Below are 23,491 nucleotides of genomic sequence, written 5' to 3'. Positions count from 1 at the left end.
CGCGTGGACGTCATTCCCGGCGGGGACCCGACGGGGCGCCTGCACGGCTCTTGAGAACGCGCCCGCCGGCATCGAACAGCACGAGATACTCGGGCTTGCCTGCGGCGCGGCGGTCATCCAGGCGGGGATATAGCCATGCCTCCCGGCCATCGCGGAACGCCACCACCGTGCCCGGGCCGAGGGCGGCACGCACCTGCTCACGGGTGTGGCCCGGGACCACGCCGGGCGCGGTGGGCGCATCGGGCGGTGGCGGGTCGTCCATGCCTTCGAACGACAGCAGCGTCTCGTCTGGCCATGCGCGGTCCCAGATGGGCGCGTGATAGCTGCGATCGAGCAGCACCTGGCAGTCGCAGTACGGCAGGTCCGGCCCCTGTACGCGGCCACCGGCATACAGGAAGCGCAGCGGTGCCGGCGTGCTGCGGCCATGCGCATGCAGCGTGACCGCGAATACCGGGCGTTCGGTGAAGAACAGGTAGCGGCCGTCCGGGTCCTCGCACACCTTGTCCGGGTTCGCCAGCAGGTCGCCCAGCCAGGCGAACAGGTGGGCATTGTTCGAGACCAGTTCCGCCTCCATGCCGACCCGGCATTCCAGGCGCAGGTCGCCCAGGCGGCGCATGCCCTCGGGCACGCCCGGGCTGCGCACGTCCGCACGCCACGTCATGCTGGCGGTGCGGCGGTTTGCCACCAGCGCCGCATCCTCACGCCATGCACGCTCGTTGCGATCCAGCGTGAAGCCATTGTCCGCGCCCACAGGAACTGGCAGTGCCAGCGTGTCGCCGACGACCTTCATCTCGATGCCTTCCATGCGCGTTTCCGGCAGCCGGGGCAGGAGGCGAAAGCGCAGCGATGCATCCGGCGCCAGTGCCGGAGCCTCGCGCGCGAAGCGGTCCATGCCGCGCAGCATGCGGCGGTAGGATTTGTCGACCGGATCGCGCGTTGCCGTGACCGCAACGCTGGGCACCGGTGGTGCCACGGACTGTGGCACCGGCGGGGCGGCAAGCGTGCCACCCATGCCGAAAAGTGCCAGGAACACCAGCGTGCGCTTCGAAATGTTGGTCAATAGCAACATGAAAGCCTCCATGTCCTGAACAGCCCGATGCTACGCGCAGCCGTTCCGTGTGCCCGCACGGTTGGCGTTACAATCGCCGGATAATAAACGTCAGCGAAAGACACGATGAGCGATACCTCAGCCCCTGGTTCGTCGCTGCCTGCCCCGGGGCCCGCATCTGCGCCTGTCCGCACCAAGCCGGCGCTGCCCGACTTCCAGCAGCGCTATGAACTGCTGGTCGCCAGCATCAGCGACTATGCGATCTACATGCTGGATTCGGAAGGCTACGTCAGCAGCTGGAACGCCGGCGCCGAGCGTTTCAAGGGATACAAGGCGGGCGAGATCATGGGCGCGCACTTTTCCCGTTTCTACACGGACGAAGACCGCGCTGCCGGCCTGCCCGAGCGGGCGTTGTCCGCGGCACGCGATGACGGCCGTTTCGAAGGCGAGGGCTGGCGCGTGCGCAATGACGGCACGCGCTTCTGGGCCAGCGTCGTCATCGACCCGATCCGCAATGCCGAAGGTGTCCTCGTGGGCTTCGCGAAGATCACGCGCGACATCACCGATCGCCGCGACGCGCAGGAAGCGCTGCGGCAGAGCGAGCAGCATTTCCGCCTGCTGGTGCAGGGCGTGACCGACTATGCGATCTACATGCTGTCGCCGCAGGGCGAGATCACCAACTGGAACGTGGGGGCGCAGCGCATCAAGGGCTATACGCAGGAGGAGGTACTGGGCACCCATTTCAGCCGCTTCTTCACCGACGAGGACCGCGCCGCCGGCGTGCCGCAGCGGGCGCTGGAAACGGCCGCCCGTGAAGGCCGCTTCGAAAGCGAAGGCTGGCGCATGCGCCGCGACGGCACGCGCTTCTTTGCCCACGCCGTGCTCGATGCGATCCACGACGAGGAGGGCACGCTGATCGGCTTTGCCAAGATCACGCGTGACGTGACCGAGCAGCGCGCCACCGCCGAGTCGCTCGAACAAACGCGCAATGCCTTGTTCCAGGCGCAGAAGATGGAAGCGATCGGCCAGCTCACCGGCGGTGTCGCGCACGATTTCAACAACCTGCTGGCCGTGCTGTCGTCCGGTGTCGACATCCTGCATGCGCAGAGCCCCGGCAGCATCACCCTCCGCGTGCTGGACAGCATGCGCCGCGCGATCGACCGCGGCGCGCTGCTCACACAGCAGCTGCTGTCGTTCGCGCGCCAGCAGCCACTGTCCGCCGAGCTGCACCAGGCCAATGCGCTGATCGGCAGTTTCGAGCAGGTGCTGCGGCGTGCCAGCGGCCCGCAGGTGTCGTTCGTGTTCGACCTGGCGCCGCGGCTGGCCTGCATCGTCGTCGACGAAGCCCGCTTCGAGGCCACGCTGCTCAACCTCGTCGTCAATGCGCGCGATGCCATGCCTGGCGGCGGCACGCTGGCGCTGGAAACGCGCAACGTGCGGCTGGGCGAGCACGAAGTGGGCACGCTGCCGCCCGGCGAGTACGTGCGCGTGACGGTGCGCGACAGTGGCACCGGCATGACGCCCGAAGTGGTGCAGCGTGCGTTCGAGCCGTTCTTCACCACGAAGCCGGTCGGCAAAGGCACCGGCCTGGGGCTGTCGCAAGTGTATGGCTTCATCACGCAATCGGGCGGCGACGTGCAGATCCGCACCGAGCTTGGCAAGGGTACGGCGATCAGTCTGTACCTGCCCGCGCACGAGAATACCAACCAGTCCGATGCCGACTTGCAGGAGCATGCCGAGCGTGTGCTGATCGTGGAAGACGACCAGCTGGTGATGGCCGTGGCGTGCGACCTGTTCGAAACGATGGGCTACAAGGTGCAGTCCGCGCCCGACGGCGTGACCGCGCTGCGCCTGCTGGAGCAGCATGGCCCGGACGGCGGCGTGGACGTGCTGTTCACCGACCTGATGATGCCGAACGGGGTCACGGGGCTGGAACTGGCGCGCGTGGTGCGCGAGCGCTGGCCGCACGTGAAGATCATCATTGCTTCCGGCTATCCGCAACAGGCACTGCAGGGCGAGCCGGCCGACCTGTCCGAATTCGATTTCGTCGGCAAGCCCTATCGCCTGGCCGACCTGGCGCGGCACCTGCGCGCGCCCGGCTGATCCGGCAACCCAACCAGGTACGCACCAGGAAGCCACGGTAAAAACGCCCTGATAAAAAAACGGCCCCGTCGAACGGGGCCGTTTTGCATGGGCGGCAAGCGCCGGGTTCAGATGCTGCCGTAATGCGCCTCCTGGGCGGCACCCACGTGCGTATCGCCCTGGCGCCGCACTTCTTCCACCGCCTTCAGGTAGCGTGCCAGTGCATCGTCGAGCGTGGGCATCAGCTTGCCCCGTTCGCTGCCCAGCGCCGAATAGCGCGGCTGCGGCGCCTGGCCTTCCAGCGCGGTGGCCGGCTGCGCATCGACCAGCGAGTCGTCCAGCCCTGCCAGCGAACACACGCGCTGCGCCAGGCTGGCCCACGACACGGCCTCGCCATTCGACAGGTGCCAGATACCGCACTCATGGTCGATCAGCAGGTCCAGGCAGGTCTGCACCAGGTCAGGCACATAGGTGGGCGACACCACCAGGTCGCTGGCCGCCGTGAAGGTGCGGCCTTCCTGCAGCGCCTGCAATGCCAGCGTGACGAAGTTGTGGCGGTCCCACGGGCCGAAGAACGCGCTGGTGCGCACCATCAGCACGTGCGGGTTCACGGCCAGCACGCGGCGTTCCGCTTCGGCCTTGCTCTGGCCATACACGTTCAGCGGCGCGACCGGATCGCTTTCCACATAGGCGCTGCCTTTCGAGCCATCGAAGACAAGGTCGCTGGAGAAGCTCAGCAGGCGGATGTCGTGGCGCCCGCAGGCATTGGCCAGCACCACCGGCCCGTGCGCATTCTCGCGCAGGCAGCGGTCCGACTCCTGCTCGGCATCGTGCACCCGCACGTAGCCACCGGCATTGATGATCGCCCATGGCCGGTGCTTGCGGATCGCCGCTTCCACCGAAGCGGGATCGGCGATATCCATTTCCTGCCGTGTCAGCACCTTGAACGCCAGGTTGCGTTCTTCGCAGATGCGGGCAAACGCGCTGCCCAGCGTGCCGGTGGCGCCGCTGATGAGGATCGGCTGCACCGGGCGGTTCACGCTGTTGCGTTCGGCCGGCAGTGCCGCCACGGTGGCGCTGGTGGCCACCGGCGGGCACAGGAAGCGCCCCGGACGGCGCCACCAGCCCAGGCCCTGCAGCACCGGCGCCGATGGCGTGCGGCCGCTCGCCAGTTCGCGCATCAGCCGCGCCAGTGCGGTGGGGCGCGGCTCCGGCGAACGCAGGTCGTAGGCGCCATTCTCGTAGTAGCCGCGGCATTCCGTGACCAGGCAATTCCAGTCATAGGAACCGAGCAGCGACCAGACGGTGACGGCGCGCATGTCGGCACCCTTGCGGCGCACGTCGTGCGCGGCGTTCCACACCTCGTACAGCCAGCGCAGCTGGTCTTCCCGGTTGGCATCGATATGCGCCTCGGTGACCGCCATCGGCAGGCTGTAACGCTCCCATGTTTCTTCCAGCAGCGGGCCGATGCCCGGGGTGGGCGTGGCCAGCGCACGGGCCGTTTCGATGTCGGCGAAACCATGCGGGCCCACGTACTGGGCCGGGTAGCGGTCGCCGCGGTGATCGAGCCAGCGCTCGCTGGTGATGTAGTAGTTCAGTCCCATCACGTCCGGCGGGCAGGGGTTGTCGCGGAACCACAGCACGTCCTCGGCGGGGATGCCGCTCTTCAGGAAATAATTGAACAGCGTGTGCTCTTCATCCACCATGCCGCACAGCAGGTCCCAGGCGAGCCAGCGCCGCTCGTTGTAGAAGTCGGCCCACTCGGCCATCTCGGGCGTGCTGTAGGTCTTGCCCAGGTCGTCCGTCTGCACCAGCTTGGCGTTCGGGTTGACTTCGCGGATGGCCCGCATCGACAGCACCACGCCCTTGCACTGGTTGATCAGTGCCTGCAGGAACGTGAGGTCGTCGCGGCCGTGGGGATACCACACACCGTACAAGCCGGCAAAGCGCGCCGTGGTGCAGGGTTCGTTGACGGGCGTGTAGTACTCGACCCAGGGAAAGCGGCGCGCCACGGCGCCGGCGAATTCGGCCAGCTTGGGGCCGAACTCGGGATCGACGAGGCTGGTGTGGCGGGGGCCGCTGCCGTGGTGCACGAGGCCCACGATGGGGTTCACGCCCAGGTCGCGCAGCGCCGGCAGGCGCTCGTCGGCCCACTTCCAGTCGGCCTGCTCGATGCCATCGGGAGCGGTCAGCTCCCACAGCACGGGGTAGCGGATGGCCGTGATGCCCAGTGCCGCAAAGCGGTCCAGGTCGCTGATCCGCTGGCCGTGCCCGTTCTGATCCATCTGGCTGAAATATTGATCGCGCACGCGGTTGACCGTACCTTCCAGTCCGCCCCAAAGCTCGATCGCCCGGGTTTGGATTGCGTCATCTTTTTTCATATAGTCGGTGAGCTAGTCGAACGAGCGTCGAAGTATGGCGAAAAAATCAAAACGCTGTCGCCGTATTGCCGGGCGTCATTGAACAGGTAGCAGGGCCAATGGATGGGCTGGCGGGTGCCTCGTGTGCGCGCCGGCACAGGGTGCTTCGGTACACTCTCGCGTGCGAAAAGGAGGGTGCATGCGTTACGTTTGGTGGGGTAATCCGATCCAGGAATGGGCTACGGCGCTTGCCGTGGCGTTTGCCGCCGCGGTACTGATGATACTTGTGCGGGCATTCCTGATACACCGGCTCGAAGCCGTGGCAGAGCGTACCGAAACGCGGGTCGATGACTGGTTCCTGCGCATGCTGCGCAACACCTACAGCCTTTCCATCGTGATCCTGGCGCTGTACCTGGGGTCGCTGATGCTGGAGTTCTCCAAGAAGTACGAAGTCTCGTTGTGGCGCGTCGCCGTCACGACCATGTTGCTGCAGACCGCGATCTGGGCCGACACCGGCGTGCGCGTCTGGCGGCGGCGCTACCGGCAGGCCGCCATCGGCGGCGCCGACAGTACGGCCGGCGTGGCATCAACGGCGATCATCGATTTCATCCTGCGCCTGTTCGTGTGGGTCGTGTTCATGCTGATGATCCTGGATAACCTGGGCTTCAACATCACGACCCTGGTGGCCAGCCTGGGCATTGGCGGCATCGCGGTGGCGCTGGCGGTGCAGAACATCCTCGGTGACCTGCTGGCCTCGCTGTCGATCGTGCTGGACAAACCCTTCGTCGTCGGCGACTTCATCATCGTCGGCGAATACCTCGGCACGGTCGAATACATCGGCCTGAAGACGACGCGGCTGCGCGGTCTCGGGGGCGACCAGGTCATCTTCGCCAATGGCGACATGCTGAAGTCGCGCATCGCCAACCAGACCCGCATGTTTTCGCGCCGTGTCGCCTTCATGCTCAGGGTGCGCTACGGCACGCCGCCGGAGCAGCTGGCAGCCATTCCGGCCATGGTGAAGGAAATCATCGAACGGCAGGAGAAAACCGCATCGTTCGAGCGCGCACACCTGCGCAACCTGGCCACGTGGGCGGTGGAATTCGAGGTGGTGTACTGGATCAAGACCGACGACTATTTCGTCTTCATGGATACCAACCAGGCCGTGCTGCTCGACGTGCTGCGCGGCCTGGCGGAGCAGGGCATCGACATCGCCTTCCCCACCCAGCTCAATGTGCGGCCCGCCGAAGTTTACAACGCACAGGATGCTGCCCTACACTGGCCCCCCATGGACAAGGGTGCGGATAAAGGGGCGGGCGCATGAAGAAACTGGTGGCGGGGGGACTCGCAATGGTGATGGCTGGCGGCGCGCTGGCCGCCTCGGTGCAGGACGTGGCCGAGCGCTATCGCAAGCTGGTGCTGGCCGTGGGCCAGCATGATGCGAGCTATGTCGATGCGTATTACGGCCCGCCGGCCCTGCAGGCGCAGGCGCAAAAGCAAAAACGCAGCCTGGCCGCGATCCGCAAGGATGCCGCGGGTGCGCTCGGCGACCTGGCCGGCAAACGCGCCGCCAGCCCGGACGAGGCGCTGCGCCTCGCCTTCCTGCGCAAGCAGCTGAAGGCGCTCAGTGCCCGCGTGGACATGCTCGATGGTAAAAAATTCGGCTTCGACGAGGAAACGGCATTGCTGTACGACGCCGTTACGCCGCACCATGACCGCGCCTACTACGAGGCGCTGCTGAAGAAGATCGATGCGCTGGTGCCGGGCGAAGGGCCGTTGCCGCAGCGTGTGCAGGCATTCCGCGCGCGCTTCGCCATCCCGAAGGACAAGCTCAAACCCGTCTTCGACGCGGCGATCGCCGCCTGTCGCGAACGCACGGCACCGCACCTGGCGCTACCCGCCAACGAAAGCTTCGTGCTGGAATTCGTGACCGGCAAGCCGTGGTCCGGCTACAACTGGTACAAGGGCGACGCGCACAGCCTCATCCAGATCAATACCGAATTCCCCATCTACATCGAGCGTGCCGTGGACCTGGGCTGTCACGAGGGCTATCCCGGCCACCACGTCTACAACGCGCTGCTGGAACAGCACCTGGTGAAGGACCGCAACTGGGTCGAGTTCAGCGTCTACCCGCTGTATTCGCCCATGTCGCTGATAGCCGAGGGCAGCGCCAACTACGGCATCGAGATGGCTTTCCCGGACGAGGAGCGGTTGGCCTTCGAGCGCGACGTGCTGTATCCGCTGGCCGGTATCGATCCTGCCCTGGCGGGCCAGTACGCTGCGCTGCAAAAGCTGCTGGCGCAGCTGTCCTATGCCGACAACGACAATGCGATGCACTACCTGGAAGGCCGTTTTACACGCGAGCAGGCAATCGAGTGGCTCGTCAACGTGGCGCTGTACCCGCCGGAAAAGGCCGGCCAGCGCGTGCAGTTCTACGACGCCCTGCGCGGCTACGTGATCAACTACAACCTGGGCAAGGACCTGGTGAAGGCGTGGGTCGAGAAGCAGGTGACGTCCACCGACCCGCAACAGGCGCGGGCACAGCGGTGGGCCGCGTTCAAGACCTTGCTGTCATCGCCCCGGCTGGCCAGCGACCTACGGTAAAAGCTGCCAAAAATCCGTTAAAGTATGTCAAACCCAGAGGCACATTCCGGGGTCAGACCCGTCGGGTCTGACCCCAGCCCTTCGCTTTTGGGGTGTCTACATGCGGATCACTATGCCAGCCAAGCACTAACTGAACGGCATTAAGGACGGACCCTGTTTTTTAGCCGCCGGCGGCGGCGAGGGCGATGCTCGCCGCGCTGGCGGGGTCGAAGTCCCGCAGCGCGTCGACCAGTTCGGACACCGAGGTGCCGGTGGCGAACAGCATCACGTCGCCAGGCTGGCAGCGGGTGAGGGCGAGGCGCAGGGCGGCGCCGGAATCGAGTTCCAGGTGCACGCGGGTGGATGCGCGGATAGCGCCGGCGGCCATCAGGGCCGCGCGCTCGCCCGGCCGGCGGCCGCGGTGTTCGCTGGGCGATTCGTAGACGATCACCTCGTCGAACGCGGCGCCGCAGGTTTCGCCCACCAGCGCCAGGTCGTCGTCGCGGCGGTCGCCCGGCGCGGTGATCACGGCCACCGTGCGCCGGGTGCTCAAGCCGCGGGCGGTCTGCCCCAGCGCCGCATAGGCGGCCGGGTTATGCGCATAGTCGACCACCACCTTCACGCCGCGCACGTCGTACACATTGGTGCGCAGCGGATTGCGCACGTTGTCGGACACGAACGATGCCAGGCCGTCGGCGATCTGGCCGATCTCCAGGCCGGCCGCCAGCATCGCGGCACCTGCCGCCAGCGCGTTGGCGATGTTGTGGCGCGCGCAGCCGTCCAGCGCGGACGGCATCTCTTCCGCCCACAGGATGCGGTGGCGGCGCGTGCCGTCGGCCAGGATCAGCGCGCCGTCCTGCAGGTAGGCGGCGCGGCCGCCGCTCTCCAGGTGGCGCAGCAGCAGCGCGTTCTCGGGATCGCAGCTGAAGTACAGCCGCTCCACATGGTCGTCCAGCTCGCCCGCCATCGCCACGCAATATGTATCCTGGGCATTGAGCACCACGGCGCGCGATGCCGACTTCGCCACCACCGCCTTCACGCGGGCCAGGTCGTCCAGCGTGTTGACGCCGTCCAGGCCCAGGTGGTCGTGCGACACGTTCAGCACCACCGCAACGTCGCAGCGGTCGAACGCCAGGCCGCGCTTGAGAATGCCGCCACGCGCGGTTTCCAGCACGGCGAAGTCCACGTTCGGATCGGTCAGCACGCTGCGCGCCGACCAGTAGCCGGCGCAGTCGCCCTTGCGAATGGAGGTGCCGTCGATGAACACGCCCTCGGTCGTGGTACAGCCGGTGCGCACGCCCGCCTGGCGGATGCTGTGCTCGAGCATCAGGGTGGTGGTCGTCTTGCCGTTCGTGCCCGTCACGGCAATCACGGGAATGCGGCCGTCGCCCTTGCCGAACATGCCGTCGACGATCGCCTCGCCGGCGTTGCGCGGCGTGCCGGCGCTCGGGTACTGGTGCATGCGGATGCCCGGCGCGGCATTGACTTCGATGATCGCGCCGCCCTGTGCTGCCAAAGGCTGGGCGATGTCGGCGCAGACGATGTCCAGGCCCGCCACGTCGAGCCCGATCTTTTGCGCGGCGCGCACGCACAGCGCGCGCGTTTCGGGCGGCAGCAGGTCGGTCACGTCCTCGGCGGTGCCGCCCGTGGACAGGTTGGCGTTGCCGCGCAACTGCACGGGAATGCCGGCGCCCGGCACGCTGTCGAAGGTCAATCCCTGTTCGGCCAGCAGGGTTTCGGCATGGCCGTCGAGCGGAATCTTCGTCAGGATATTGGTGTGGCCTTCGCCGCGCGCGGGATTCAGGTTTTCCCGTTCCACCAGCTGGCGCACGGTCAAGGCGCCATCGCCAATGACGGCCGGCGGGCGGCGCAGCGCGGCGGCGGCCACGCGGCCATCGGCCACCAGCACGCGGTAGTCATGGCCGGTCACGTAGCGTTCCACGATCACGCGGCGGCCGTGTTCGCGCGCCCGCTCGAACGCCACCGCCAGTTCCTCCGGCGTATTGCACCGGGTCGTTACGCCGCGGCCATGGTTGCCGTCCAGCGGCTTCACGGTCACGGTGCAGCCCAGTCGGCGCGCGGCGCGCTGCGCCTGCTCCAGGGTGCGCACCGTCACGCCTTCCGGCACCGGCACGCCCGCTTCCTGCAACAGGGCTTTCGTCAGTTGCTTGTCGCTGGCGATGCCCACGGCGATATGGCCCGTATCGGCCGTGATCGTGGCTTGCAGGCGCTTCTGGCGCGCGCCCCAGCCCAGCAGGAACAGGTTGGCTTCCTCGGTCAGCCGCAGCACGGGAATGCCGCGTGCCTTCGCCGCCTTGACGATGGCGCCGGTGCTGGTGCCGATCGCATGGTCTTCCGCCGTTTCGCGCAGTGCCGACAAGGCGTCGGCCAGCGCGAACGCTTCGCCGCGCGCCAGCGCCGTCACCAGCGCCACGGCGGCGTCGAATGCCTCGCTCACCACCTGTTCCAGTTCATAGGCGCAGACCACGCGGTAGATACCGCTACCCGAGTCGGGTGCCTCGTGCGTGCGGCCCGTGTTGACCGTGGTGCCGGCCAGACATTGCAGGGCCAGCGTCACGTGTTCCACCACGTGGGCCAGGTTGGTACCCGAATGCAGCGTCTGCACGAAGCCGGCGTACTTGCCGACGGAGCAGCGGTGGTCGTACAGCGACGGGAGCAGGTTGAGCAGCCGCTCGTTGAAACCCGGCAGCGCATCGGTGCGGGCATCCTTCAGGTCGCCCGTATCGAGCACCGTCAGCAGGCAGGAATGGTGCGAATACAGGTTACGGCCGCGCAGCAGCCTTTGCTCGATGATGTTCATGACAACGGGTTCCTCTTGGTGAGATTGCTGATGAATGCTTGGATGGGTGCGGGCGCCTCGCGCTCGATATGCTTCAGTCGCGTCGAAGCTTGCGCGCCGGGCAGCAGGTAGCCGGAGCCGGCGGGCAGCACGTGCAATTGCACGCCGATCAGTTCCGCCTGTTCGCCCTCGCCGATGTCGGCGGCATTGGTGATCATGGCGCGGCCATCGACGAGCGTGACGCCGCCATCGCCGATCACCTCGATGCCCACGCCGCGCTCGACGACCAGCGCCGTGTCTTCGTCGATGCCCAGGCCGTACAGGTAAGGGTTTTGCGCAATGAGACTGAGCAGCCGGTTGATCCGGTGGCGCTGCGAGAAATGCTGGTCGATCACGATGTGCTGCACGAAGCCGAGGCCCGCGCCCAGCGTGGCGGCGCCTTTCGCGGGCGCGTACTCGGCGGAGCCGGAGGCAAGCATGTGGCCGGCCATGGCCGAGGCGCCGGCACTGGTGCCGGCCACGCAGGCGCAGCGGCGCTTGAGCGCCTCATGCAGCGCCTGGTCCACGGCTGTGCCGCCGATGGTGGCCATCAGGCGCTTCTGGTCGCCCCCCGTGATCAGGATGCCGTCCGCGTGGGCAATGCGTTCCGCGACGGCAGGATCGTTCGCCTGCTCGCGGTTCGCCGCGTGCACGATGTCGCAACGCGTCACGCCCAGCCGAGCCAGCGCTTCCTGGTAGGGGCGGGCCATCTCTTCCGGTTCCTGGCTGGCACTGGTCAGCAGCACCACGTTTGGGTCTGGGTGGCCCGGGCCACCGGCAAGTTCGACGAAACGGGCCAGTATCCGTTCCCGGCACTGGCGCTGCTCGTCGCCACCGATGATCAGCAGGCAGCCGTCCTCTTTGGTGGGGGTAGTCATGATGAATCGTTCCTTGGTATGGCGGCCGTGCCGCCGCACCGCGGTAGTGCACCCGTGTGCGGGGTGCGCTCCGCCGGTGCGGCCATGTGACGTATTGGTGCAAGTATCGGCGGGCGGAGGGGCGGCGGAACAGTGGTATTCAACCCGTGCATTTGTAAGATTCGGATGACGCGAAAGTTACAGTGATGTGACAATGCTAATGTCATGGACAACTAGGCGTGTCATACGGGCTATATGGCGGCGAGGCGAGGCAGTTTTTTACGGCGTCTTGCAGAGTTCACCGTGCCGAGGCCGTGTCCACCCTGGGGCCAGGCTCGAAAGTGGACACGGGCTGATCCGTATAACGGCCGCGTGCGTGTCCACCTTGGTGCCTGACCCCACGGTGGACACGAGCTCAGCAGATACGAGCTGGCACGCCGCCGGGCCTGCGTGCGCGCCGGGTCAGGCGGCGTTCGCGCCGGGCTGCGGGCGGCTTTCCAGCAGTGCCAGCATGTCGGGCAGTGGCATCGGGCGGGCGAACAGGTAGCCCTGCATGCCGGGGCCGCCATGCGCGGCCAGGAACGCGGCCTGGTCGTGCGTTTCCACGCCTTCGGCCACCACCCGCAGGCCCAGGTGCGCCGCCATCGCCAGGATCGACTGCACGATCGCGGTGCCGTTGGCGTCGCCCGGCGTATCGTGGATGAAGCTGCGGTCGATCTTCAGTTCATACAGCGGCATGCGCTTCAGGTAGGCAAGGTTCGAGTAGCCGGTGCCGAAGTCGTCGATCGAGAAGCGGATGCCCAGCTGCGCCAGTTCGTGCATGCGGGCAATCGTGTCGTCCAGGTTTTCGATCAGCAGCCCTTCGGTGACCTCGAAGATCAGCTGCGAAGCCGGTGCGCCCGTCTCCAGCAGGATGGCGCGCACCTGCGCCACGAAATCGGGCTCGCGGAACTGCGAGGGGCTCACGTTCACCGACAGCGGCAGCGCATGCCCGGCGGCGGAAAGGCGCAGCCATGCCAGGCAGGCCTGGCGCAGCGCCCAGTAGCCGAGCTTGACGATCAGGCCGCTGGCCTCGGCGGCCGGAATGAACACGTCCGGCGGTACCGACGTGCCGTCCGCCCGGCGCCACCGCATCAGCAGTTCGGCACCCACCGGCTGCTCGTCGCGGTCGACCTGCAATTGCACGTGCATCTGCAATTCGCCCTTGGCCAGCGCCTGGCCAAGATCGCGCTCGATCGCCAGGCGATGCTCGACTTCGGCGCGCATCGTGTCCTCGAACAGCGCCACGCCGTCGCGACCGCCAGCCTTGGCGCGGTACATGGCGATGTCCGCCTCGCGCAGCAGGTCGTCGACGGTCTGGCCGTCGCGCGGCAGCAGGGTGATGCCGATACTGGCGGTCGTCTGGTATGACTGGCCGCCGATGTCGAACGGCTGCGCCAGCACCTCGCGGATGCGGGCGGCCATGGCCAGTGCGCCGCACGCGGCATCGTCATCGTCGGTGACCAGCAGCATCACGAATTCGTCGCCACCCAGCCGTGCCACCGTGTCGTCGGGACCGGCCAGTTGCGACAGGCGCTGCGCGGCGGCGCGCAGCATCAGGTCGCCGGTGGCATGGCCGCGCGCGTCGTTGACGTTCTTGAAATGATCGAGGTCGATGAACATCACGGCCGCGCGTGGCCCGGCGGGGCCGGCATCCAGCAGCCCCTGCAGGCGGTCCATCAGCAGGCGGCGGTTCGGCAGGCCGGTCAGCACGTCGTAGAACGCCAGCTGGTGGATCGCATCGGCCGCCTTGCGGCGCTCGGTCACGTCGCGCCCGACCAGCACCCAGTGCGTGTTGACGCCTTCCTCGTCGGCGAACGGCACCATCTCCATTTCGACCCAATAAGGTTCGCCGCTGCGCGTGTAATTCACCAGCTCCACCGTGACCGGTTCGAGCTTGCGCATGGCCCGGACCACCCGTGCCACTTCTTCCTGGTCGGTTTCGGGGCCGTGCAGCATGCGCATGCTTTGCCCCAGCACCTGCTCACGGGCATAGCCGCTGCGCCGCAGCAGTGCATCGTTGACGAACACGATCGGCTGCTCCACGTTCGGCAGCGGATTGGCCTTGGCGATCATGACCATGTCGTTCAGGCGGGCAACCGCGGCGGACGTGAGCCGCAGTTCGGCGTTCACCGCCTGCAGCCGGCCGCGGCCTTCTTCCAGCGAGGCGGTGAACGTGCGCAGGTCCGCCAGCGACCGAGACAGGCGTTGCAGCAGCACGCTGCACGTCAGCGTCAGCAGCATGCCGATACCCAGGTAGTTCAGCAGGACGACCAGCGTGGCCACCGATGACTGGCCCGGCATGTCCGACACATACAGGCGCGCGTAGCCGGTCAGCGCCAGCATGCCAATCGTGGCGCCGGACAGGGCCAGCGCCACCAGCGCAGGGCCGGAGCCGAGCAGCACCGCGGCCAGTACCGGCGGCGCCAGCAGGTAGACCTGGCTGATCGGCCCCACGGTGAGCATCATCGCCACGCCGACGAGATACAGGATCGCCAGGAAATGAAACACACGCACGCGGTACGACACGCCGCGCGCGCGCCACAGCGCCAGCAGCCACGCCAGCGCAACGGTATCGACGGCCACGATATCCCAGCGGCCGTGGTACGCCGTAATGGCGATGCTCGGCAACGCCATGATCACGCCCAGGACGGCAACGATCGAAAGCAGCAGGGTGAAGATCTGGAGGCGCCAATGCGCGATGTCGTTGAATGCCACGATACAGCCGGGGTTAGGTTTCCTATAGGAAACATCATAGCGTGTGGTGCTGGGCAAGTCATCCATTAAATGGCGCGATGGAAACCAGATGCCAACTTTGTTGTGAGTTGCTCACAAAAGTGGCAAGGATGAAAACAGTCGACGCCACTGACGCCTAGCGATTCAGCACGCGGACGTTGCTGATGGCCGGCGGCGCCGCCGACCGGTTCTGCAAGGTGTACACCAGCGACAGCAGGGCCAATGTCTGCACGCTGCGGTCTTCGATGCCGCCCGCGTCCGAATAGGGCGCAACGCTGAAGTGCTTGTCCCGGTAGTCCACCGCGACCGCGACCGCGGCGCCGGGTGCCGGCTGGCAGCATTGCATGCGGAACAGGTGCGCCGTGCGTTCCTTGCCGATGCGGATCGCCACCGGGTCGATGCGGGTGGCGTCCGATGCGTTCTGGTAGCGGCTGAGTTCGCCCAGGTAATAGATCATCGATTGCGTCGAGCGCAGTATCAGCCTGGCTTCGGCGATGGCTGGCCCGGCATCGCCGTCTGGCGGAGCGATCTTCGGACCGGCGGCCTTGCCCGCGGCATTGCCGGCCGGGCGGCGTTTGTCGCCCGGCCCGCCCACCGAGATCGGCAGCGTCGACAGCGCCTTGCTGATCTGCTTCAGCGTATCGGCAACGGGCGGTTCGCCAGTGGCGGATGCCATGGCGTCGCCGCTGGCAGGCACCTCGGCAGGCGCCGCGGAGGCCTGCAACATGTTGCCATCGATCGCGCAGTCGGCTGCGCCGGCAATGCCGGACTTGCCCGAGCCATAGGAATCGAGCTTGACCCCGGCTTCCCGCACCACCTGCGCCAGGCGGTAGTAGCGCGCTGCGCCGGCCTTGCGCGCGCCCGGCTCGCCGGCCAGCTGGTTGCCGTTCGCATCCACTTCCACCGGCACCAGGCCGGCCGTCCTGGCCGCGGTGACGACGGCGATGTCCGCCAGCTTCGCGGCGGGGAATGGCTCACCCTGGAATTCGTACGATGTGGATTCGGACAGGACAAGGCGGCAGCCGGCCACCACATCGACCAGCGCGCTGAACGCGGGGAACGTTTCGTTGCGCGGGCTGTTGACGAGGTTGTGCAGCAGGGTGCCGTGGCTGTCATAGGTTTCGACCGCCCCCACGAACATGTACAGCAGCAGCGGCAATGGCCAGCCCTGGCTGGCGAAATACGCCATCAGTCGCGCATCGACCGGCGTGGTCAGGCCATTCATGAATTCCTGGGAAACGAGGCTCACGGTATCGACCGCCGACGCGGATTCGAGCGATGGGCGCAGCGCATAGTAGGCCGGCGCCGCGCCGCCGAACGGAATGTCCAGCCCCAAGAATGGCGTGCCGACCCCGCCGCCACCCGGCGTGGCGCGCACCGTGTTCACCTGGGTGAAGTGCATCGGCATGCGTTCGTGCGCGCGCGCGATGTTCAGCACGAGGTAGGCGTTGTGGGCATCTTCCTGCACGATGTTCGACGTGATCGCGCTTTTGACCAGCGGGCCTGAGCAGCCGGCCAGCAGGGCCGCGGCCGCGGCGGCAAGGGTTTTCCGCATCCTGCATCCTCGTACGATGAACGAGGATGCAGGCTAAGGCGTGCACAATTCAATGTCAATGCAATGCCCTTGCGCCAGTGCCTGCACGCAAGCTACAACAGCGACAGCGCCGGCGGCCCATCCCGGCCGAGCCAGGTGGTGTCGAAGCGGCGCTGCGCCGCGGCCAGCGCCGCCTCGTCGCCGCGCTGCCGGTAGACTTCGACAAGGCCACGCAGCGCCCAGCCATTGCTCGGCGTGCGCGCCAGCGATGCGCGGAACGTGCCCTCGGCCGCGTCGAGGCGGCCGGCGCGCAACTGCGCCGCGCCCAGCGACTGGCGCACGGGGTAGTACCAGTAGGGCGGCTCCGTGTAGGGCAGCGTGTCCTGCACGTCGACCGCTTCCTGGTAAGCCGCCATCGCCGCCGGCAAGTCGCCGCGCGCATCGGCCACGCGGCCGGTGGCCACGGCCCGCGCCGTGCGCACGATGTCGCGCGCCGGCACGTTCGCCGACTCGATCGCCTGGAAATCGGCCGTGCGTTCCAGAGCCGCCAGGGCGGCGATCTCCCGGTTCGCCGCCGCCTGGGCGCCTTTGCGGGCATGGCCGACGGCGCGCGCGTAATGCCACATCGCCTTCACCAGCACGAGTTCATTGCCGGGATCGGGCAGGGCGAGCAGTGTATCGGCGCTGGAGAACTGCACGTGCGAGAAGTAGGGCGCCGCCTTCACCGGCTGCATCATCGCGAATTCCTTCACGAGCTCCGCGGGCAGCGAGCGGTCCAGCTTGGCCGCGGCGTCCAGCGCGGTGCGGCCGTCACCGCCCATCAGCGCGGACACCATCACGAAATGGATGTTGTGCGGGTAGTAGGCACCCTTGTAGACGGCATCGCTGGCGGCGTTGCCGAAATAGGCTTCGTCGGCCGCGATCGCGTCCAGGTTCGACTGCAGCGCTTCGCGGTACAGGCCCACCCGGTAATAGATGTGCGACGGCATGTGCACCAGGTGGCCCGCGCCGGGCGCCTGCGCCGCCAGCAGGCGGGCAAAGGGCAGCGCCCGTTCCGGGTGGCTCGATGCCTCCACCGCGTGGATGTAGTAGTGGGCCGCGCCCGGGTGCTGCGGGTTGCGTTCCAGGACCCGCTCGAGTGCGTCGACCATCTCGGCCGTGCGGCCCTTCGGGCGCGTGCCGGCCGCCTGCCAGTAATCCCAGGGCGCCAGGTCCATCAGCGATTCGGCGAACAGCACCTGCACCGTGTCGTCGTTGGGGAAGGCGCGCGCGGCATCCGTCATGGCCTCCGCGTACGCATTGTCCAGTACCGCCCGGTCCGCCGTGGGCGAGGCATCGTAGCGGCGCGCCACGGCGCGGATCAGCGCCTGCTCGACAGGCGTGCCCCGGGGCGCCAGTTTCGCGGCGGCCTGCGCCGCGGCGAACGCCGGCACCACGGCCTGCGGAAACATCGGCGCGTTGATGTTCGGGCCGAGCACGAGCGCCTCGCCCCACCAGCACATGGCGCAGGCCGGGTCGATCGTGCGCGCCGCGCGGAATGCGCGCGCCGCTTCGGCATGGTTGAAGGCGAACGTCAGCCGCAGGCCCTGGTTGAAATACGCCTGCGCCTTCGGCTGCTTCGTGGTGACGGGCACGTCCAGCGTGCCCAGGTTGTCATACAGCGGCGGCGTGGCATCCACCGCCCGGGGTGGCGCCGCCTTGCCGGACGGCCGGAACGGCGCCGTTTCCGCCTGGGCCAGCACCAGCCGCTCCAGCAGCGGCGGACGGCCCGGCTGGGCCGGCATGCACGTGGGCGCGCCGGCCAGTACCGGATCGAAACCACCGCGCCGCTCGGCCAGCGACGGCGCCAGGACCGCCGTGCCGGCGGCAACGGCGGCCGCGACCGCCAGGATCGTTCTGCGCTTCATGATCATTCCCCTGTTTGAATCCGCCCGGATTAGAGTGACGGCTTTGGCGCGGGTTCCGGCGATCGTGCTGCGGGCTAGGCGGAATCAAGCCAGAATTCAGGAAACCATTTTCGATCGACTGGACCATTGTGGAGGCGCGATGCCGAAGCTCGCCTGGGTACTGTTGCCGCTGGCACTCTATGGCGCGTGGCTCGGCGCGGCGCGGGTGCGCGGGCGGACGCCCTCGCGTCACGCGCTGAACGTGCAGCTTAGTGTGCTCTTGATGGTATACCTGCTCGCCACGGCCGGGCTGGGAATTTTTTGGGTCGCCAACCAGCAACTGCCCGTATTCGACTGGCACTACCTGTTTGGCTACGGCACGCTGGTCCTGGTGGCGCTGCACCTGTGGTTCAACCTGCAGGTCGTGTGGCGCACGCTGCGCGGTGGCGGTAGTCGCGCAGCGGCCCGGCCCGCATCGACACCGCGGTCATTGCCCGCGCTGGCCGCCGTGGCCGTGCTGGGGCTCGCAGCCGGCTACCTGGCCGGCACGGCACGCGCACCTTCGCCGGTGCCCGCCTCCGCCGCGGTGCCGGCCGCGCCGGACGAAGATCTGGCCGCCGTGGCGGCGTTCCATCGGCACTCGTCGCTGTCGCGCACCGGCGTGTTCGGCACCGCGCCCGGCATCGACTGGGGCGATGCGCCGCCACCGTTCAAGCGGTATCCGCATGCGCCGTCGATTCCGCTCGGCCCTGGCACAACCGCCGGCACCGTTGCCGTCGCGGACATGGGCCTGTCGGCCGCATTGCAGGCACCGGCACCCCGGAACGGGCCGTTGCAACTGGCGGAACTGGGCACCTTGCTGCACCTGGCGGCGGGGATCACCCAGCGGCGCGGCGGCCAGTCGCTGCGCGCCGCGCCATCGTCCGGCGGGCTGTTTCCCAGCGAGCTGTACGTGGTGGCGCGCCGGATCGGCGGGCTGGCGCCCGGTCTTTATCACTACGATGCGGAGCATGCCAGGCTGGCCTTGCTGGGCGCCTTGCCCGGCAACGCGGGCATGCCCTCGGCGCACGATGCCGATGCCGCCATCGTGCTCACGTCGATCTTCCACCGCACCGGCTACAAGTACCGCGAGCGGGCCTGGCGCTATGCCGTGGCGGACGCCGGCCACCTGCTGGAAAACTTGCGCGTGGCGGCCCATGCTGCCGGGGTGGGCGCCGTGCTGGCGCCGCGCTTCGACGAAGGCAGGCTCGCCGACGCACTGGCCATCGACGGTGTACGCGAGGCACCGCTGGCGGTGATGGAACTGCGCACCGCAGCCGGCTCGAGGGCGGGATCAACCCCGGCCGTATTCGCCCCGGTGGCGGCCACGGCGGCCGGGCTGGGCGCCACGAGCCGGATACAGCAGGCCACGTCGCTGCAATTGCCGCAAGCGCGCGGCGGTGGGGGCATCGTCTTGCCGGCACCGCGGCCGGCGGCGATGCCGGCCGGCCGCGCGATCATCGAGCGCCGCAGCAAGCGCCGCTTCACGAACGATGCGGTGCCGTTGCCGGTACTGGCATCGATGCTGGCCGACCTGCGACAGCCGGCGCAGCTGTCCGGCGCCATCACGATCCACCTCGTCGTCAATCGTGTGAAGGGACTGGCGCCAGGCGTCTATCGCTATGCGCCCGGCCATTCGCTCGCGCGCGTGCGGGATGGCGAATTTGCCGCCGCCGCGCGCTCGGCCGCGCTGGCGCAGGATGTGATCGGCGATGCCGCCGTCGTGCTGGTCCTCGCCGCCGACCGCCGCACGGCGCTTGCGGACGGTGCGCGCGGCTACCGGCATGCCTTCATCGAAGCGGGCCTCATCGGCGAAAGGTGGTTGCTGGGCGCCACCGCCCGGGGCCTCGGCGCCTGCCCGGTCGGCGCGTTCTACGACGATGAAGCCGCGGCGCTGATCGGCGTGGACGGCAGGCGGGAATGGGTGCTGCACTTCGCCGCGCTGGGCGTCGTGGCGCGATGACTGCTAGACTTGGCGCTTCTTCGCCGCTTCTTCGTCGCTTTTTTCGCCATGTTCGCCCTTCCGCCAACCGATGTCCACCTGCGCAGCTATGGCGCGCAGCGCGAGGCCGATCGCCATGCGTTCGCGCAGCTGGTATTGCCGGTGGCTGGCGTCGTGCTGCTCGACATCGAGGGCAGTGAAGGGCGGCTCGATCCGCTGCATGGGGCACTGGTGGCGCCGGGCGCGTGGCATGCGCAATGCGGCGATGGCGCCAACCAGTCGATCGTCGTCGATATCGATGCGGACAGCGAAGCTCTGGCGCGGGGCGACTGGCAGCGGCTGCTGGAACGGCCGTTCACGCCGCTCGGTCCCGCGACGCGCAAGCTCATCGAGTACATGGCGCTGATGACCGCCGGCCGGCCCGTTCGGGCAGAACTCGTGCACGGCTGGATACCGCTGCTGCTCGACGCGCTGGCCGATGCGGCCCCGCAGGCCGCCTCGCGCCTTGCGGCACTGTGCGCGCATATCGAGGCGGAGCCGGGCCGGCCATGGACCACCGACACGATGGCGCGCCACGCCGGCGTCAGCGTCAGCAGGCTGCACGCGCTGTTCCGCGAAGAACTCGATGCCAGTCCGCATGCATGGCTGATGGCACGGCGGCTCGACCGGGCATGCGAATGGCTGGTCACCGGCCGGCGCACCATTGCCGATGTAGCGCTGGCAGCCGGCTTTACCGACCAGAGCGCGCTGACGCGGGCGATGCGCACGGCGTTCGACACCACGCCCGCCGCCTATCGCCGCGCCAGCCAGGAGAACGGCACAAAGAACCGCGAGGAAACGCCAAGAAAATAGCGCCGCCGCCATCGACAATCTGGTTTTCAGGAGAGTCGCATGGTCGAACAACACCGCCGCGGCGTCGCCGCCGGCATCGCGGCCGGTGCCGTCTGGGGGCTGATCTTCATTGCGCCCGAGCTGGCGCCCGGTTTCACCCCCATGCAGCTGTCCGCCGGCCGCTACCTCGCCTATGGCGTCATTGCCGCGTTGCTGCTCGCGCCTTCGTGGCGGGCCGTGACGGCGCGGCTGGGTGCCGCCGAATGGCGCGCACTGGCCGGCCTGGGCCTGGCCGGGAACATCGTCTATTACGTGCTGCTGGCCGCCGCCGTGCAAGCCGGCGGCGTGGCGATGGCATCGCTCGTGATCGGGCTGGCGCCGATCGCCATCACGCTGGCCGGCAGCCGCGACCGGCATGCGGTGCCGCTGCGGCGGCTGGCGCCGTCGCTGCTGCTGAGTGCTGCGGGTCTGGCCTGCATCGGCCGCGACGCGCTGGCCGGCCCCGGATCGCTGGCCGGCCTGCTGTGCGCCCTCGGCGCGCTGGTGTCGTGGACGCTGTACACGGTGTGGAACAGCCGCGTGCTGGCGCGGGTCACTTCGGTGTCGGGCGGCCAGTGGAGCCTGCTGGTCGGCGTGGTGACGGGACTCGAGGCGCTGGTGCTGGCGGTGCCGGCCTTCGTGTGGGCCGAAGGGACGCACGAGGCGGCTGCATGGTGGCGCTTCATCGGCGTCGTCGGCGCCGTCGGCCTGCTGTGTTCCGTGTTCGCCAATACCCTGTGGAATTTTGCCAGCCGCGCGTTGCCGCTGGCATTGACGGGGCAGATGATCGTGTTCGAGACGCTGTTCGGCCTGCTGTACGGCTTTCTGTGGGAAGGGCGCTGGCCGACGATGTACGAGAGCGCGGCGGTAGCGCTGCTGGTGGGCGGGGTGGTGTCCTGCGCGGCCGCCCACCGGAAGGAGCGGCCGGAACCGGCGCGGGCAGGCCGCGCCAGGCCCCGACCGCGGGCGCTATAGCAGGATTCCTTAGCGGCTCTTCGCGCTGGCTTCGCGCAGCACGCGGAACTCTGAATCCTTGCCCCAGTTCGGCCACGTGCGCGAATCGGCCAGGTCGCGGCCCAGGCCGTACAGCAGTTCCAGGTCGCTGGCCATGCCGGTGAACGGCCACTTCGGATTCCACTCGTCGGCCGGCTGGTGGTAGCGGTCCTTCGTGTAGTTCTCTTCCTCGGCCTTGCCGGCCGCGGTGCCGCCGGCAATCCAGTCCTCGCCCGAGCCGAACGACAGTGCCGGCACGCCGCGCTTGGCAAACGGGAAGTGGTCGGAGCGGAAGAAGTAGCCCGCCTCCGGCTTCGGATCGGGTGCGTAGGCCTGGTTGCGCTGGCGTGCCTTGTCGACCAGCAGGTCGAGCAGGTCCAGCTTTGCGCTGCCCGAAATCGTGAAGTTGCGCGCCGGGCCATGGGGGCTCAGCGCATCGACGTTGATGACGCCGACAGTCTTTTCCAGCGGGTAGAGCGGATTGGCCGCGTAGTACTCGGAACCCAGCAAGCCCTTTTCTTCGGCCGTCACGGCCAGGAATACCACGCTGCGTTTCGGCGCGGGCGATTTCGCATAGGCGCGCGCCAGCTCGATCAGCGCGGCCATGCCGGTGCCATTGTCGACGGCGCCGTTGTAGATCTTGTCGCCTTTCGCATCGGGAGCGCCCACGCCCAGGTGGTCCCAGTGGCCGCTGTAGATGATGGTTTCATCGGCGCGCTCGGTGCCCGGAATGAGCGCCACCACGTTGCGCGACTTGATTACCTGCGCATCGACCGCGTAGCGGGCCGACAGCGTTACGCCGGCGAGGGGCACGGGCTTGAAGTCGCGGCTTTGCGCGCTTTTCTTGACGGTGTCGAAGTCGAGGCCGGCGCGCTTGAACAGGTCGGCGGCCGCGTCGCGCTGGATCCAGGCTTCCATCGGCGCGTGCGACTTCGCCGGGTCTTTGCGCACGATGTCGTACATCACGTTCGTGTTCGAGTTCTTCACGGTGGCCCAGCCGTAGGAAGCCGGCGCCGTTTCATGCACGATGATCGTGCCCAGCGCGCCGCGGCGCGCCATTTCCTCGAACTTGTACGTCCAGCGGCCATAGTAGGTCATGGCCTTGCCGCCGAATTCGCCCGCACCCGTCTCGAAGTCCGGGTCGTTGATCAGCACGATCGCCAGCTTGCCTTTCAGGTCCTGGCCCTTGAAGTCGTCCCAGTTGCGTTCCGGCGCGGTCACGCCATAGCCGGCGAACACGAGCGGCGCATTCTTGAAGTCGACCAGCGGCTTGCCGTTCATCGCGGCGCGCACGGCCATCTGCTCGCCCTGGGCCCACGTCAGGGCATCCTTGCCAGCATGGACGGTGAGCGTGACGGGGCCCTGGATCTGGAAGCGGCCCAGCGGCACTTCCTGCGTCCAGGTGCGCTTGCCGCCGACCTTGTCGCCCCCCGGCTGCGCACCGGCCGCCTTGAATTGTTCGACGAGGTAGTCGACCGTTTTCGTTTCGCCCGCGGTATGCGGTTCGCGGCCTTCGAATGCATCGGAAGAGAGCACTTTCACGTGCTGGGACAGGCGTTGCGGATCGAATGTCGGGGTGGCCGCATGCGCCGCGAACGCGGCCAGCAGCAGCGTGGCCAGCAGGGTTTTTTTCACTCGGGATCTCCTTGGGAAAAACAATGAAGCGACAAGTATCGTCCGAATGGC

The 23,491-nt window shown here is 67.9% G+C and carries 14 protein-coding genes; 6 read left to right on the top strand and 8 right to left on the bottom strand.

All coding sequences use genetic code 11. The features are described from left to right. Positions 1-10: 10 nt before the first annotated feature. On the bottom strand, positions 11-1,069 hold the full coding sequence (locus EWM63_RS09600) for a hypothetical protein (RefSeq protein WP_207221267.1): 1,059 nt from the start codon (positions 1,067-1,069) through the stop codon (positions 11-13). Between the two features lie 105 nt (positions 1,070-1,174). On the opposite strand from EWM63_RS09600, the gene EWM63_RS09595 reads away from it, so the two are divergent. Further along, positions 1,175-3,151 (top strand): hybrid sensor histidine kinase/response regulator, encoded by a 1,977-nt coding sequence (locus EWM63_RS09595; protein WP_130186314.1) that lies wholly within the window; start codon positions 1,175-1,177, stop codon positions 3,149-3,151. Positions 3,152-3,258: 107 nt separating this feature from the next. Here the strand turns inward: EWM63_RS09595 and EWM63_RS09590 are convergent, their stop codons facing one another. Continuing rightward, positions 3,259-5,439, bottom strand: a complete 2,181-nt coding sequence (locus EWM63_RS09590) for a family 1 glycosylhydrolase (protein WP_307720846.1) — start codon at positions 5,437-5,439, stop codon at positions 3,259-3,261. A gap of 250 nt (positions 5,440-5,689) precedes the next feature. On the opposite strand from EWM63_RS09590, the gene EWM63_RS09585 reads away from it, so the two are divergent. After that, complete coding sequence (locus tag EWM63_RS09585; protein ID WP_130186313.1) at positions 5,690-6,811, top strand: mechanosensitive ion channel family protein; 1,122 nt, start codon at positions 5,690-5,692, stop codon at positions 6,809-6,811. Beyond that, positions 6,808-8,091 carry a hypothetical protein gene (locus EWM63_RS09580; RefSeq protein WP_130186312.1) on the top strand — a complete coding sequence of 428 codons (1,284 nt, stop codon included), beginning with the start codon at positions 6,808-6,810 and terminating at the stop codon, positions 8,089-8,091. Before EWM63_RS09585 ends, EWM63_RS09580 begins: the two co-directional genes overlap by 4 nt. A 160-nt stretch (positions 8,092-8,251) precedes the next feature. Here the strand turns inward: EWM63_RS09580 and cphA are convergent, their stop codons facing one another. From cphA to EWM63_RS09555, 5 genes are all read right to left on the bottom strand, one after another. Further along, positions 8,252-10,891, bottom strand: coding sequence for a cyanophycin synthetase (cphA, locus tag EWM63_RS09575; protein ID WP_130186311.1), 2,640 nt, complete (start codon positions 10,889-10,891; stop codon positions 8,252-8,254). Next, positions 10,888-11,787, bottom strand: a complete 900-nt coding sequence (locus tag EWM63_RS09570; protein ID WP_130186310.1) for a cyanophycinase — start codon at positions 11,785-11,787, stop codon at positions 10,888-10,890. Before EWM63_RS09570 ends, cphA begins: the two co-directional genes overlap by 4 nt. 441 nt (positions 11,788-12,228) lie before the next feature. Then, positions 12,229-14,523 (bottom strand): putative bifunctional diguanylate cyclase/phosphodiesterase, encoded by a 2,295-nt coding sequence (locus tag EWM63_RS09565; RefSeq protein WP_229487832.1) that lies wholly within the window; start codon positions 14,521-14,523, stop codon positions 12,229-12,231. A 154-nt stretch (positions 14,524-14,677) separates the two neighbouring features. Then, entirely contained in the window at positions 14,678-16,096 is a 1,419-nt protein-coding gene (locus tag EWM63_RS09560) for a hypothetical protein (protein ID WP_130186309.1), read from the bottom strand. A gap of 92 nt (positions 16,097-16,188) precedes the next feature. Continuing rightward, the gene (locus tag EWM63_RS09555) at positions 16,189-17,982 is read right to left on the bottom strand and encodes a tetratricopeptide repeat protein (RefSeq protein ID WP_130186308.1); all 1,794 of its coding nucleotides are present in this window, start codon (positions 17,980-17,982) and stop codon (positions 16,189-16,191) included. Positions 17,983-18,121: 139 nt separating this feature from the next. Between EWM63_RS09555 and EWM63_RS09550 the strand changes: the two genes are divergently transcribed. From EWM63_RS09550 to EWM63_RS09540, 3 genes are read left to right on the top strand one after another with little or no spacing between them, the layout of a single operon-like run. After that, entirely contained in the window at positions 18,122-19,963 is a 1,842-nt protein-coding gene (locus tag EWM63_RS09550) for a SagB/ThcOx family dehydrogenase (protein ID WP_165390788.1), read from the top strand. A gap of 48 nt (positions 19,964-20,011) precedes the next feature. Beyond that, complete coding sequence (locus tag EWM63_RS09545) at positions 20,012-20,794, top strand: helix-turn-helix transcriptional regulator (protein WP_130186306.1); 783 nt, start codon at positions 20,012-20,014, stop codon at positions 20,792-20,794. Between the two features lie 39 nt (positions 20,795-20,833). After that, on the top strand, positions 20,834-21,787 hold the full coding sequence (locus EWM63_RS09540; protein WP_130186305.1) for a DMT family transporter: 954 nt from the start codon (positions 20,834-20,836) through the stop codon (positions 21,785-21,787). A 9-nt stretch (positions 21,788-21,796) separates the two neighbouring features. On the opposite strand, the gene EWM63_RS09535 is transcribed toward EWM63_RS09540, so the two are convergent. Next, a complete protein-coding gene (locus EWM63_RS09535) occupies positions 21,797-23,440 on the bottom strand; it encodes a M28 family metallopeptidase (RefSeq protein ID WP_130186304.1) in 1,644 nt (547 codons plus the stop codon). Positions 23,441-23,491: the final 51 nt, after the last annotated feature.

Source organism: Pseudoduganella lutea (genome assembly GCF_004209755.1).
GTDB lineage: Bacteria > Pseudomonadota > Gammaproteobacteria > Burkholderiales > Burkholderiaceae_D > Rugamonas > Rugamonas lutea.
This window is presented reverse-complemented; position numbering and strand designations above follow the sequence as displayed.

Excerpts from the sequence above, each read along its gene's own strand:
- EWM63_RS09600 (WP_207221267.1), bottom strand. The coding sequence starts at position 1,069 with ATGTTGCTATTGACCAACATTTCGAAGCGCACGCTGGTGTTCCTGGCA.
- EWM63_RS09595 (WP_130186314.1), top strand. The coding sequence starts at position 1,175 with ATGAGCGATACCTCAGCCCCTGGTTCGTCGCTGCCTGCCCCGGGGCCC.
- EWM63_RS09585 (WP_130186313.1), top strand. The coding sequence starts at position 5,690 with ATGCGTTACGTTTGGTGGGGTAATCCGATCCAGGAATGGGCTACGGCG.
- EWM63_RS09580 (WP_130186312.1), top strand. The coding sequence starts at position 6,808 with ATGAAGAAACTGGTGGCGGGGGGACTCGCAATGGTGATGGCTGGCGGC.
- cphA (WP_130186311.1), bottom strand. The coding sequence starts at position 10,891 with ATGAACATCATCGAGCAAAGGCTGCTGCGCGGCCGTAACCTGTATTCG.
- EWM63_RS09570 (WP_130186310.1), bottom strand. The coding sequence starts at position 11,787 with ATGACTACCCCCACCAAAGAGGACGGCTGCCTGCTGATCATCGGTGGC.
- EWM63_RS09560 (WP_130186309.1), bottom strand. The coding sequence starts at position 16,096 with ATGCGGAAAACCCTTGCCGCCGCGGCCGCGGCCCTGCTGGCCGGCTGC.
- EWM63_RS09555 (WP_130186308.1), bottom strand. The coding sequence starts at position 17,982 with ATGAAGCGCAGAACGATCCTGGCGGTCGCGGCCGCCGTTGCCGCCGGC.
- EWM63_RS09550 (WP_165390788.1), top strand. The coding sequence starts at position 18,122 with ATGCCGAAGCTCGCCTGGGTACTGTTGCCGCTGGCACTCTATGGCGCG.
- EWM63_RS09545 (WP_130186306.1), top strand. The coding sequence starts at position 20,012 with ATGTTCGCCCTTCCGCCAACCGATGTCCACCTGCGCAGCTATGGCGCG.
- EWM63_RS09540 (WP_130186305.1), top strand. The coding sequence starts at position 20,834 with ATGGTCGAACAACACCGCCGCGGCGTCGCCGCCGGCATCGCGGCCGGT.